The sequence below is a fragment of the Vibrio cincinnatiensis genome (assembly GCF_022113815.1).
GTDB classification, from domain to species: domain Bacteria; phylum Pseudomonadota; class Gammaproteobacteria; order Enterobacterales; family Vibrionaceae; genus Vibrio; species Vibrio cincinnatiensis_A.
In genome coordinates this window covers 164,189-177,163 of record NZ_SGOM01000003.1, presented here as the reverse complement: position 1 = coordinate 177,163, position 12,975 = coordinate 164,189, and the positions used below count along the sequence as shown (strand labels likewise).

General features: G+C 40.5%; 12 protein-coding genes and 1 riboswitch. Of the genes, 7 read left to right on the top strand and 5 right to left on the bottom strand.

The window, feature by feature from the left end:
* Window positions 1-17 precede the first annotated feature (17 nt).
* Window positions 18-1,028: an ArsA family ATPase gene (locus EXA13_RS05810; protein ID WP_238132338.1), complete on the top strand. Its 1,011-nt coding sequence runs from the start codon at window positions 18-20 to the stop codon at window positions 1,026-1,028.
* Window positions 1,029-1,206: 178 nt separating this feature from the next.
* Window positions 1,207-1,842 carry a LysE family translocator gene (locus EXA13_RS05805; protein ID WP_238132337.1) on the top strand — a complete coding sequence of 212 codons (636 nt, stop codon included), beginning with the start codon at window positions 1,207-1,209 and terminating at the stop codon, window positions 1,840-1,842.
* A gap of 44 nt (window positions 1,843-1,886) precedes the next feature.
* Here the strand turns inward: EXA13_RS05805 and EXA13_RS05800 are convergent, their stop codons facing one another.
* Complete coding sequence (locus EXA13_RS05800; protein WP_238132336.1) at window positions 1,887-3,260, bottom strand: alanine/glycine:cation symporter family protein; 1,374 nt, start codon at window positions 3,258-3,260, stop codon at window positions 1,887-1,889.
* A gap of 97 nt (window positions 3,261-3,357) precedes the next feature.
* A riboswitch (glycine riboswitch) is annotated at window positions 3,358-3,463 on the bottom strand.
* Between the two features lie 518 nt (window positions 3,464-3,981).
* On the opposite strand from EXA13_RS05800, the gene EXA13_RS05795 reads away from it, so the two are divergent.
* Together EXA13_RS05795 and EXA13_RS05790 are read left to right on the top strand one after the other, a co-directional pair.
* Window positions 3,982-4,140 (top strand): hypothetical protein, encoded by a 159-nt coding sequence (locus EXA13_RS05795; RefSeq protein WP_238132335.1) that lies wholly within the window; start codon window positions 3,982-3,984, stop codon window positions 4,138-4,140.
* Between the two features lie 19 nt (window positions 4,141-4,159).
* Window positions 4,160-4,891 carry a chromosome partitioning protein ParA gene (locus tag EXA13_RS05790; RefSeq protein ID WP_238132334.1) on the top strand — a complete coding sequence of 244 codons (732 nt, stop codon included), beginning with the start codon at window positions 4,160-4,162 and terminating at the stop codon, window positions 4,889-4,891.
* 66 nt (window positions 4,892-4,957) lie between these two features.
* Here EXA13_RS05790 and EXA13_RS05785 read toward each other — a convergent pair whose 3' ends face one another.
* A complete protein-coding gene (locus EXA13_RS05785; RefSeq protein WP_238132333.1) occupies window positions 4,958-5,440 on the bottom strand; it encodes a YajQ family cyclic di-GMP-binding protein in 483 nt (160 codons plus the stop codon).
* A gap of 15 nt (window positions 5,441-5,455) precedes the next feature.
* Window positions 5,456-6,517 carry a 3-deoxy-7-phosphoheptulonate synthase gene (locus EXA13_RS05780; protein WP_238132332.1) on the bottom strand — a complete coding sequence of 354 codons (1,062 nt, stop codon included), beginning with the start codon at window positions 6,515-6,517 and terminating at the stop codon, window positions 5,456-5,458.
* Window positions 6,518-6,723: 206 nt separating this feature from the next.
* Here EXA13_RS05780 and EXA13_RS05775 point away from each other — a divergent pair, with 206 nt between their 5' ends.
* Both EXA13_RS05775 and EXA13_RS05770 read left to right on the top strand, forming a co-directional pair.
* On the top strand, window positions 6,724-7,611 hold the full coding sequence (locus EXA13_RS05775) for a putative PEP-binding protein (protein ID WP_238132331.1): 888 nt from the start codon (window positions 6,724-6,726) through the stop codon (window positions 7,609-7,611).
* Between the two features lie 174 nt (window positions 7,612-7,785).
* A complete protein-coding gene (locus tag EXA13_RS05770; protein ID WP_238132330.1) occupies window positions 7,786-8,265 on the top strand; it encodes a PaaI family thioesterase in 480 nt (159 codons plus the stop codon).
* On the opposite strand, the gene EXA13_RS05765 is transcribed toward EXA13_RS05770, so the two are convergent.
* The gene (locus tag EXA13_RS05765; protein WP_238132329.1) at window positions 8,262-9,611 is read right to left on the bottom strand and encodes a hypothetical protein; all 1,350 of its coding nucleotides are present in this window, start codon (window positions 9,609-9,611) and stop codon (window positions 8,262-8,264) included. The genes EXA13_RS05770 and EXA13_RS05765 overlap by 4 nt on opposite strands.
* 101 nt (window positions 9,612-9,712) lie before the next feature.
* Here EXA13_RS05765 and EXA13_RS05760 point away from each other — a divergent pair, with 101 nt between their 5' ends.
* Entirely contained in the window at window positions 9,713-10,546 is an 834-nt protein-coding gene (locus EXA13_RS05760) for a CvfB family protein (RefSeq protein ID WP_238132328.1), read from the top strand.
* Between the two features lie 207 nt (window positions 10,547-10,753).
* Here EXA13_RS05760 and EXA13_RS05755 read toward each other — a convergent pair whose 3' ends face one another.
* Window positions 10,754-12,934: a serine/threonine-protein kinase gene (locus tag EXA13_RS05755; RefSeq protein WP_238132327.1), complete on the bottom strand. Its 2,181-nt coding sequence runs from the start codon at window positions 12,932-12,934 to the stop codon at window positions 10,754-10,756.
* Between the last annotated feature and the right edge of the window lie 41 nt (window positions 12,935-12,975).

Genomic DNA, 12,975 nt, shown 5'->3' with positions numbered 1-12,975 from the left:
GGGAGAGGAGAAGACGAGTGTCATCACAACTGACAGATAAACGAGTAATTTTGGTAGGTGGTAAGGGAGGGGTGGGGAAAACCACCACCTCTTCAACGCTTGCATTATTAGCGGCTTCGAGAAATAAACGTGTTTTAATTGTCTCGACCGATCCTGCACACAGCCTAGCGGATGCTTTTGATCGACCCATCGGTGATAAAATAACGTGTTTAGCACCGAATTTAGATGGGTTAGAAATCGATCCCGATCAAGAAGTGATTCGTCATCTCTCTCAAGTAACTACGCAGTTAAAACGCTTTACTCGCCCTGAGCTTTATGGTGCCGTTGAGCGGCAGATCCGCCTAACGGGACAGTCTCCGGGGGCTCAAGAAGCGGCTTTGCTGGAATGTATCGCTCGTACATTAGAAGAGGGGCTAGAACGCTATGATCTTGTTATTTTCGACACTGCACCTACAGGGCATACATTACGACTATTAGCTTTACCCGAAGCGATGGCAGCGTGGACGCAAGGCCTACTTAAAAGTAACGAACAGTCGGATAAATTCAGCAAGGTTCTTGATCATCTAACTCCAAAAGCGGGTAAAGATATTGATAACCCATTAATTAGCCCGCAAGAGCATGTTACAAGTGGTTTAGATGAAAGGCATAAAGCGATTGCTGATATTTTGCTTAATCGGCAACGTTTATTGCAACGGACTCGAGAAACATTTCTCGATGTTTCGAAAACGGCTATTTTATTTGTACTCACACCAGAAAAGCTGCCCATCTTAGAAACGGCGCGAGCGGTACAATCATTACAGGCTGAAAAACTTCCTGTTGCGGGTATTGTCATTAATCGGGTTTTGCCTGCCCATGCTGATGGTAAGTTTTTAGCGTTACGCCGTCAGCAAGAGCAGCAGCATTTGCAAGAGATTAATAAACAGTTTGCACAATTAGCGCGTTATCCGATTCCTTTGCAGGCAACCGATATTCAAGGTATTGATCAATTAACATTGATGACTCAGTGGCTTGAGCAAGCAGGGCTATAAAAATAATACAGACAAGATTCATCAACTCAGGTATAACAAAAGAAAATTCGGTTTACTGGTTGTGAATGCTGGTGTCGAAGTGAAGTAACAAAAATATGGGTTGATAGGGACGTCAACGTATTGCTCGTTTTAGAGTGAAAACTTGCTCGTCCTATTTTGATCTATTGGGTGAGTCATTATGTATATTCAAAATTTTGAAGCTTTTCTGATTGCTATTACTATTTTAACGTTAACCCCAGGACTGGATACCGCCTTAGTGATCCGCAATACCTCTCGTGCAGGCATGGCAGATGGTTGCGTAACCAGCTTAGGCATTTGTGTTGGTTTGTTTGTTCATGCCACCTTTTCCGCTATTGGTATTTCGGCTATCTTAACTCAGTCGGCAGAGCTGTTTCACATCATTAAAATGGTCGGAGCAGGGTATTTAATTTGGTTGGGTTTTTCTAGCCTACGTTCTTTATCTAAAGCTGGCCAAGGGATGCAGGTAACCAGCTTGTTACATACTCAATTAAAGATCAGGCGTTCATTGCGTGAAGGTTTTTTGTCTAATGTATTAAATCCTAAAACTGCGGTGTTTTATCTTGCTTTCCTTCCTCAGTTCATTAATCCCGAGCACTCTCCTTTACTGCAATCTCTATTCATGGCTGGACTTCATTTTATGATCGCTATGGTTTGGCAGTGTGGGTTAGCTGGGGCATTAAGTTCAGCTAAAAACTTACTGAAAAATAATACCTTTATGCGTTGGATGGAAGGAGCAACGGGGGTGGTATTAGTCGGACTTGGTATTAAGTTGATGACGGACGATTCCGTATAAAAAAGGCGATAAAAAAACCGCAGAATGATCTGCGGTTTTAAGTATTATGCTTTCGCTTTAACTCTTTTCATCGATGGAAGCTGTGCATCAAAATAAAGCTTGGTTTCTTGGATGACAATCTGTCGTAGAGCGATTAAACCAATGAGGTTGGGAATGGCCATAAGTCCATTCACTATATCAGCAATGATCCAGATTAAGTCCAAATGCAAGAAAGCCCCTGAAGCGATCAAACCAATAAAAATCACCTTATACGGTAAGATAGCTTTGGTTCCCCACAAGAAGACAACACAACGTTCACCGTAATAGTTCCAACCTAAAATTGTAGTAAAAGCAAAAAAGATCAACCCAATCGATACCAACATGGGTCCAAGTGTTTGCGCTTGAAGGCCTGTGGCAAAAGCATGAGTCGTCATCGCCGCACCGGCTAAATCACTTTGCCATGCTCCCGTTAAAATTAAGGCAAACCCCGTCATGGTACAAATAATGATGGTATCGAAAAAGGTTCCCGTCATGGAAATGAGCCCTTGTCTGACACAAGAGTCTGTTTTTGCAGCGGCGGCGGCCATCGGGGCGCTACCAAGGCCTGATTCATTAGAGAAAACACCACGAGCGATCCCTGACTGAATGGCTAGCATAATACTTGCGCCTAAGAAACCGCCACTGGCTGCTGTCGGAGTAAAGGCAGACACAAGCACCAATTGTAGGGCGTTAACTAGTTGATCAGCATGGCTAATGATGACGCTAAGACAAGCTACAATATAAAAAACAGCCATCACAGGAACCACTTTCCCAGCAACTTTAGCGATAGACTGAATACCGCCTATGGTGACAAAAGCAACTAAAAGCGTGAGCACGACAGCAGAAAGTTCTCGAGATAAACCAAAAGAGATCTCACTGGCATCGAGAATGGCATTCACTTGTGGAAAAGTACCGATACCAAAGCAAGCAACGCCAAGCGCAAACACGGCAAATAAAACAGCCAGCGTTTTTGAGCCTACACCATCGCGTAAGTAGTACATCGGTCCACCGACCATTTGCCCTTTGTCATCAACCTTGCGATACTTAACTGCAAGTAAACATTCAGCATATTTGGTTGCCATACCAAATAACGCGGCTAGCCACATCCAAAATAAAGCCCCTGGGCCACCGAGTTTGATGGCAGTCGCAACGCCCACAATGTTTCCGGTACCGATGGTGGCAGAAAGTGCAGTGCATAAAGCAGCGAAACTGGAAACATCGCCTTGCTTGTCTCCTGGTTCTTTGCTGAAAACCATCTTTATTGCAGAAGGTAAGTGGCGAAACTGGAGAAGGCCTAAACGAAAAGTGAAATAGATACCCGTACCGACGAGTAAGATAAGAAGGGGTGGCCCCCAGATAAAGTGATCAATAGTTTGTAGCAGTGATTGTAGGTTAATCATGTATTCCCCTTAATAAATGATATCTAAGGAGAAGAGGAAAGGGGCAAAGCATAGTGCTCCAAAAAACAAACCTAAGTGGCTTGTTCATAAAGTGACCTTTCACTCCTCTGTCCTTTTGCCTGAGAGTTTCACTCTGCTAAATTTGATCAGCAGAACTTGCTCCTTCGGCGACCGATTCAACGGTTCTCTCCAGAGGTTCCTCCAACTACAGTCCTCGCAATTCTTCTAAGAAGAATAAAGCACCTGAAAGATTTACTTCTTCGGCGGGTTTATTTGACCTATATGTTGTAAATAGGTTAACAACCTCTCTCCTGCAGTCTTCATCGGAACAATTATCTAATGTTGTGATAATTTGCTTTGCGATACTAACGAAAAAAAATTGTGATGTCATCTACAAATATAAAGGAAAAGATAATTTATCCATTCACAGAGCGTAGGACTCATTTATTGAACAATTTTCAGGTTAGAAGAGGGTAACTTCTTGATCCTGAATAAAGATAATCAACTTTTCTCTGACTATTGAGGGACAATAAATGGTATAAAATAGCAAAGGTTATACCAAACAACTTGAAGCTGTCGTTAGGTAGTATAAAAGTGAATCATCATAAAAATAGCTAACGATGTGATGGGGAGCGAATATCATTAACACCGCTTGACGTGAAAAGGGTATTTTATACCTAAGCTTAGATAACTGGTATACAAAGAAACAAGGGAGTGAGTTATGGGTAGGCTGATCGCAATTGGAATTTTGATTGTTTTAGCATTTTTACTGATTCGTTATGGCACGAATGCCAAATTCCAAAAGTGGATTGTCATTGTCTTGTTAAGCGCTTTTGCTCTCTATACTGTTTCACTTGTTGTAACTGAATTAATCCGCTGATGTGCAGCTGGGAGTTTATGTGAATCAAAAAAATCAAGACGAACACGATGATGTTGTTATCATAGAAGAACGTGATAAGCGGAGCTATTTATACATTGCTATTGCGGCGATTCTTGGTATCGCACTAGGTGGCTTGGTGGGCTCGATGCTCACGGCGTCGAAGTGGGAAGCCTCTTATTCAACCTTGCAAGTGCAATTTCAGCAGTGGCAAGATGAAACGCAGCAGCGTAAGACTGAAACAACACAAAATACAGAGAAACTAGAGCAAGCATGGGAAGCGAAGTTGCAATCTCAGCTTGAGGCTCAGCAAGAAGAGTATCAAACCAAACTCCAGCAAGTAGAGAAACAACTGATGGAGTTGGAAAAGATGAATCTTTCGTTAGAGCAGCAGTTAGATAAACAAAAAAGTGCTTTGCAAGCGGCAGATGCTCAAAATTCTCGTTTAAATCGTCAAGCGGATATGCAAGCTGTGTTGTTTGAGCGTTCACGTGAGCTATTTCAGAAAGAGCTTAAAGTGAAACAGGAAATGGCGCAGCTACAGCAAGAACAGCAGCACTTAGCCCAAACAGCGAAAGAGTTAAAAAAAGAGTGTGATGTTTATTTGCAAGGTCAGTCTTGGGATGCTAAATCGGATGCGTGTGATAGACAGGATGATATCAACTCAAGATTGAGCCAGATAAATCAAATGCTCCGAGTCCACCAAATGGATTTAGAGCAAATAAAATCATTATCGGAAGAGTTAGGGTTGTAGCCTTCTTTAGCAAAAAATCCAGCCTGATCAATAGGGCTGGATTTTTTATATCAAGGCAAGCTTAGCTTAGTCACGAAAGTTGTTGTATTGAAAAGGTTGTTCAAGTTCAGATTCACGGAGCAGAGTGATCACCGATTGCAAATCATCTCGTTTTTTCCCCGTCACTCGCACCTTATCCCCTTGGATAGCGGCTTGAACTTTTAATTTGGCATCTTTGATCATTTTGACCACTTTTTTAGCCAATAAAGTTTCAATACCTTGCTTTAAAACCACTTCCTTGTACCACTTTTTACCAGAATGAACGGAGTCTTTCAATTCCATTGAGCGGACATCCACACCTCGTTTGGCTAAATTATTACGTAAAATATCCATCATTTGGCTAAGCTGAAATTCACCTTCCGCCACTAATTTGACTGTTTCATCTTTGATCTCAAAGCTAGCTTCTACGTTACGAAAATCAAAGCGAGTAGCCAGTTCACGGTTAGAATTATCGACTGCATTACGCAGTTCAACAGTATCGACTTCTGAAACGATATCAAAAGAAGGCATGGTTTTGTTTCCTTATTATTTACGAGCTCGTTTTATTTTTATTGCTTGTGCTAATCGAGCCATCATGATAGTGGAGTCTTCCCAGCTTAGACAAGGGTCGGTGATAGATTGACCATAAGTGAGATCATTTAAATCATCCATCGGTTGATTGCCCTCGACAATAAAGCTTTCTGCCATAATGCCAGCGACCTTTGAGCCTCCAGATTCTATTTGTTGGCAAATCACCTCTGCAACTTCAAGTTGTTTACGGTGCTGCTTCTGACAATTAGCATGGCTGAAATCAACCACCAAGCGCGGCGGCAAATTAACTTGTGCCAGTTGTCTACAGGCATTGTCGATCGAGGCTTCATCAAAGTTTGGTCCCGTTTCACCCCCACGTAAAATGACATGACCAAAAGGGTTCCCACTGGTGCGATAGACCGTCATGCGACCCTGTTTATCAGGGGAATAAAAGTAGTGAGAAGCTTGAGAGGCGCGAATAGCATCAATGGCGATTTTGATATTGCCATTGGTTCCATTTTTAAATCCAACAGGGCAAGAAAGTGCAGAGGCCATTTCTCTATGAATTTGTGACTCTGTTGTACGGGCTCCAATGGCTCCCCAGCTAATAAGATCCGCGATATATTGCCCGGTAATCATATCTAGAAACTCAGTGGCGGTTGCTAAGCCCAGCTTATTGATATCTAACAGCAGTTGGCGTGCTTTACTTAGGCCATCTTCTAATGCGTAAGAACCATCGAGATTAGGGTCGGTAATTAAGCCTTTCCAACCAACAACCGTACGTGGTTTCTCAAAGTAAGTACGCATGACAATAAATAGTTCGTTTTCATAGTCTTTTTGTACCTGGCTTAAACGATGTGCATAATCGAGAGCGGCTTTAGGATCGTGCACCGAACATGGCCCGATAATGACCAGTAATCGGTCATCTTTTCCAGTAAGAATGCGTTCTATATGTTGACGAGATTGGGCAATATGATCTGCGATATCATCAGTAATAGGATGAGCCAGACTTAACTCTGCCGGTGTCGGCATTGGACCCAATGATTGGGTACGTAATTCATCAGTTTTAAGTGGCATAAGATTGCCTGTTTTTTATTGCGAAGCGCTAAAGATAACGAATTTAACCGTCAGAATAAACTATTTAGCACAAAAGGAGGTGATACAAGTTATTTTGTGGGTATTTATTCATTTAGATTGTATAAATATTTACTTTATTTGCTTGTTTTTCTTTCCGTATATCGGTATTTTCAATCTTATCGATTTTAAGGATGACCGGAGCTGTAATGAGTTTAGAACAATCACCCACAATCCAGCCACAGCTGGTACTAGGAAATACATTACCTCAAATCTCGACCCAAACGCCGAGTGCGGATTTGTTCGTTTCTCTTTCTGAGCTTATTGCCGAAAGTGTTTTTTACCATCCGGCGATTTCTGTTGAGGATGACTCACTGACGGAGTTGGAGAAAAACTCGTTGTCCGCATTATTGGATGGGAAAACGGTTGATGCGCATTTTGTCGATACTTTGGTAACTCGAATTGAGCAGGGAATTAAGCCTCAGCATAAGGTGATTCGTATCTGTTTAAGTGGGATAGATAGTGCTCAATTTCAAACATTGATAGGCGGTGATTGTGAATCGGTGGAAGCAAATCCAGCAATGGGGGTGCGAGGTGTCTCTCGGTTTGCATCGGCTGCTTATGCCAGTGCCTTTACATTAGAATGCCAAGTGATCAAAACATTGCAGGAGAAAGGTCACAATATTGAGATCGTTGTCCCGTTTGTTCGAGCTCTGAGTGATGCGGCAACTATTATTGATCGTTTAGCCGAGCAAGGACTCCCTCGCGGACTTAATGGGCTAAAAGTCTTGTATGTATGTAATGTTCCAGCGGCTGCTATATTGGCTGAGCGTTTGCTGCAATACTTTGATGGCGTTGTGATTGATTGGCAAGATTTGTCGCAATTTACTTTAGGGGTAGATAAAGGAAATCGTGAACTAGATTACCTATATAATCCAGATAGTGAGGCTATCATGCTGCTAGCCGAGGTCGCAATTAAAGCGGCTCATCAAGCTAAAAAACCTTTATTAATGGTCACTTACTCATTGCAAGAGTTCCCTAAACTACAAGCCTTCCTCGCAGAGATAGCGCAAGCTGAATCAATCTACAATTTTTAAATCAATAAACATCAATTTTTACCTTCTCGATGGCGTGATTAAGTTCATCGAGAAGGTAAAGTGAATCATTTTTATGCTAAAAGTTAATCAAGATGCTCATTTTGGTAACATTCTATTGACATTGGTGCGTTCTTAGAATTTACTGGTCTGACAAGTTAATAAGGATGACTCGTTATGCTTTCTGCTCTCACCAAAGCGAATTTTTATTTAAATTATTTTGGCTTTCTTAAAGTTCCTTTGATTTGGTATTGTCGGCCTCAAATTTTATCTCTTAACGAACGATCGGTAGAAATTCGTATTCCTTTAAAACGTCGTAATAAAAATCACCTAAATAGCATGTACTTTGGTGTATTAGCTGTTGGGGCGGATGTGGCGGGGGGATTTATGGCAATGCATAAAGCACAACGTCGAGGTAAGCCTATTTCATTGGCTTTTAAAGGGGTCAATGCTGAATTTTTTAAGCGCCCAGAAGCCGATGTTCATTTTCATTGTGATGATGGGGAGCTGATTGACTCTATGCTGGATGAAACTATTGCAACGGGACAACGAATAAATAAGGCGGTAAAAATTATCGCAACCTGTCCATCGCAGCATGGAAATGAACCCATGGCGGAGTTCTGGCTCACCTTATCGTTAAAATGTGTAAAGCCTTAATCCAAGGTTATGGACTCAATGTCCACTATTTTGCTGCGGTTGAGTACGATTTTCCAGCGGTAGTAAGTCGGTGGGTGTAGGTGGTCATCTTCTTTGACTATTAAGTTAATGAGGTGACGCTTTTCAACGGATTCTCGGCTGACTTGCCCATTGCTCAATTGATAAATCCGGTTAGATCCTTTATCCATTAATCGTGTAATTGGCCTAAGATCGATCATCATCGATTCTCTGGTTTCTTCATAGCCACTCATAAAGCGAGAGGTGGACATTTCAACTTTAGAACGATAATGCAAAATTTGTTCTTCGCGCTGGACTACACGCTTTTTTCGAATCTTTTGGATTTTTTCTGGCAAGGTGGAAAGGTTTCTATAGTCGAGCCACTCATCTTTTTGCCCAACCAGTTTTCCCGTACTTGGATCGAAATAGCGGCGACGCCATTTGGGTTTGCCTTTGCGGATCCAACGCCAAAGCATATCACGGAGATCATCTTTAAAGATTTCACGCAAAGCATAAATAAATGACATAGCAATAATAAAAGAAGCGGTAATTTCTCCCCAATAATCACGTGCAGAAACTGCGGTAATAGTTACCACTACCATAATTAAGCCTGTTGCAACCCCTTTTACGGCTCGCTTCATATTATTGCCCAACGAGGTCACTTTTTCATTGAGAATGATGGGGTGCTCAATCAGGCGTCGTAATAAGCGCATTTTATTGCTTAACCGAGTGATGTCTGTATCGGCTTTGGCTGAGTTGTAATGGTTGAGTGCTCGATGTGCCTGTTCTTTCTCAACTAATGTGATCAACCGTTCTTTAATAGTTTTGTAATCACTATCTCGAGCTAAATGAGCGATGATGGAAAGAAATTTTTGTTCGGTATACCAAGAAAGATAGTTATCAATATTCGCATAATAGCGCTTTATGCTTTCTTCATAAGGAATTGTCCTACGTAATCGTTTAAGAATGTCGAGAGACAGTTCTATCACCGTATCCACTTCATCCGAGGTGACGGTGTCACTAGTTGAATTGAGTTGGCTAACGGCACGATCTAATGCAATTACGTATTGATAAGCAAAGAGACTGAGACTGACTCGATATTGAGTGGATGAAAGTCGGCCTCGTTGTGCTAAACGGCTGTGTACTAAAGGAAGAAGAATTTTATCACTGTAATAGGAGCGTTTTTGATGAATAGAGCTGTAGAAAAACTCGGATTCAGACATGACTTCTGGTGTTAACCCAAGTTCTCCGGGAATAAATAAATAGGCATCAAGATCCAGTATTTTACTTTCTGAGATTTCGGTGGAAATTTTTAAAGTCACGGCATCATGCTTATCTACAATGATCAATGAAAGCTCCTGAAAAAATTGCTGAATTTTCTCTGTACAATGGGGAAAGCATACCAGAGATCACGTATAATCTCTGCAAATTTGCTGTGAGACCGTTTTACATGATTAACATTGGCCAGATTAATAGTTTAGAAGTGGTAAAGATAACAGATTTTGGTGTCTTTTTAGACGCAGGCGAGTTTGGTACAACGCTGTTACCTAAACGTTATGCACCACAAGGTGTTGAATTAGGACAGTTCATTGATGTGTTCTTATATTTTGATTCAGAAAATCAGCTGGCTGCTACAACAGAAACGCCAATTGCTCAAGTGGGTGAATGGGGCTTAATGAAGGTAGAAGGGGTCAATAGCACGGGGGTTTTCGTTAACTGGGGAATAAAAGATAAGGATCTTTTAGTTCCTTTTAGTGAGCAGCGCGCCCGTTTTTCGACAGGACAAACGATTTTAGTTTATGTTTATACGGATAAAGCCTCAGGACGTATTGTTGGAACGACAAAGTTTAATAAGTGGTTAGACAAAACACCGGCTCACTATACTCGGAATCAACAAGTCGATCTCTTGATCGCAGAGCGATCAGAATTAGGATACAAAGCCATTATTAATGGTTCGCATTGGGGAATGATTTTTCCTTCAGATGTTTTTGGAAAGCTATTTATTGGTAAAAAACTTAAGGGATATATTAAGACCATTCGTCCTGACGGTAAAATTGATCTCGCTTTGCAAAAAGTAGGGGTTGAAAAGATGGATGAGCTGAGTTCAAAAATCTTGGAAACATTAGAGAAGAAAGGGGGATTCCTTCCTTTGTGTGATAAATCCTCCCCTGAAGCGATTTTTGCTACTTTTCGAACCAGCAAAGGCACATTTAAGAAAACGATTGGCAGCTTGTTTAAGCAAGGCAAAATTGTCATTGAACAAGAGGGTATTCGTTTAGTCTAGTACGATAAAAAAAGGCCCGAAACAAAGCGTTTAGGGCCTTAGGGGAAGTTCTTTATAAGGGAACAGCATTATTCTCTGGATATATTTTCAATTGTTCGAGAATAACGGTTAAAGTATAGCCCATTTTACGGATGTTGGTTTTTAGAAACTAAGTCGTTTTATACTCAGTATTCTTACGCTGTGTTTGTATTACTTGTAGAATGGCTGTCAACCTCTGTCAACCTGTCGGAGTAATTCGTTCGCTTTTTGTATTGCTCTACGTGCATTCTTTGATTCACGCTTTTTAAGCAAACTATCTGAAAGTTTTAGATATTTGTCTGATGCTTGAAAACGTAGATCTGAGATATCACTAAAATTAGAAGGCAGTTCTTTTGCCAACTTATCTATCTCAGTGACTATTCTGTCAAGAGTGTTGAGGGCTGATGCATTTTTGATACGACGGTATAAATTTTCGAATTCATTTTTGTATAAAATACGAGCTGCCTCATACGGGTAGTCTGGTGAATTGCCTTTATGTTTATCTGTAAGATAATCACTCATTTCTTCTATAGCTTCTTTCATTTGATTACTAATGGATAAATTTTCCTCATGAGTATCGGATGAACTAAAGAAAGTGTTACCAATATTAATCAGTGTGTTTAAAGCTTGTGCATCTCGTTGGATCAGTGCTTGTTTAAGCTTCTGACCAAAGACTTCACTAGCTAAAGAGGAAGGTTCAAAAGAGTAGTCTGCATGAATCGCACTGAATTTTTTATATAAATCAGTAACAGACTTCTCATCTTCAATAGAGGTGTAATGCGCTTTTTCCAACATAGAATTGAGTTGTCTTTCTATTGCCAGTAGTGTTGAACGTTTACTGGATCGGATGTCTAGAGTTAATATTTCAAGGCGATGAGAGTCTGGGTAGTAGCGTGCTGCATCTTTTAGGACAGACTCTACTTTATTATAATCAGGGTATTCCATCTCGCTTGCATTAAGTATTTCGTCAATTTGGGTTTCAAAGAGACTAAGGAGTGCATCTTGGTGGTAACGCATTAACCCGTCTCGAACAATAGGTTGAAGATTATCTGATTGGGTTAGTGCTAATACATCTTCAGGTGGTGTATTAAGAAGTACTTGTTGGTAGTTGATTTGGTCAGCTTGTTTTTTTGCAACTTGGTTGATAGAGGAGAGTTTTTGATCGTAATAATTAATAAGGAGTGTTATGGCAACTAACCATAATAAACTTGATGCAGCGATTGCAAACTTAGGTGTTACGGCACAGTTTAAGCGTTGTTTTAGTTCGTTGGCTGATAATGGATTATGATTTGTTGAGCAGGATAGAATTTTTCTTAATGGCCGCCATGCCAAAAAGGGCAAGGATGCTGGCTTAGTGAGATTTAGTGCTTTCTTCAGAGCGATATCAGCCGTTGTTCGATTATATGGATGTTTACAGCTAACCAATTCATAAGCAATACAAGCAAAAGCAAAGATGTCATCTTCTCGTGTTGCTTTATTACCCGCTAAAATATTGAGTGAAGCGTAATTCGGAGTATACCCCATAACAGAGTTATCATCGTCTTTTCTTTTTGCCGAATACTGATCTTGTTTAATTTTTTCCATCTTTGATACACCAAAATCAAGGATTTTTACATTCCCATTGGATTCGATCATGATGTTAGCTGGTTTTAAATCAGCATGTACGATATCAAGCGAATGCGCGTAGATGAGTGCATCAAGGATTTGATTAAAAATAATTTTTGCTTTGTGATATGGCAAGCCAGAGGGGCGGGAGCGTTGGATTAACTGCTCGACAGTTTCGCCATCTAGATATTCCATTACGATAAAATACGTTTTGTTATCGACACCGAAATCAAATACCCGAATGATGTTTGGGTGGCTTAAGGTTTGTGTATGCTGTGCTTCTCGTATCAGCATCCGAGCCGTTTCAGGTTGATCAATGTATTCACTCTGTAAGACTTTTAATGCTACATAGGGGTTATGAGATCCTGATGACTCTAATACTTTATCTTTTGCTCGATAGACATCACAAAGTCCACCGTGGCCAATAAGTGCATCGATGATGTATCGACCTTTAACTAGATGGCCAGGCGTTAAAGTGGAATGTTCGACCAGATCGTTCGAGTTTTTTTCTGTCGTTTTATTTTTAAAATCATTTTTATCATTAGTCCCAATATTGAACTCTTCAGTCTCGGAAGAGAGATTTTTTTTCATATCATTGTCTGAATTTTGAGAAATATTATTCTTTTTATCCATTTTCAGTTTTTTTTCTTCTTGATTTTTAGGATTAACATCTTCTTGATTCCACGTTTGATTTCTTATGATTTGTGTTTTATCCCCATTAATTATGATTGGTTGGTCTTTATTTTCTTTTTTATCAATAGACATGTGTTAGGCTCCTAGCTAAAAGTAAAACTGACTATAATCCC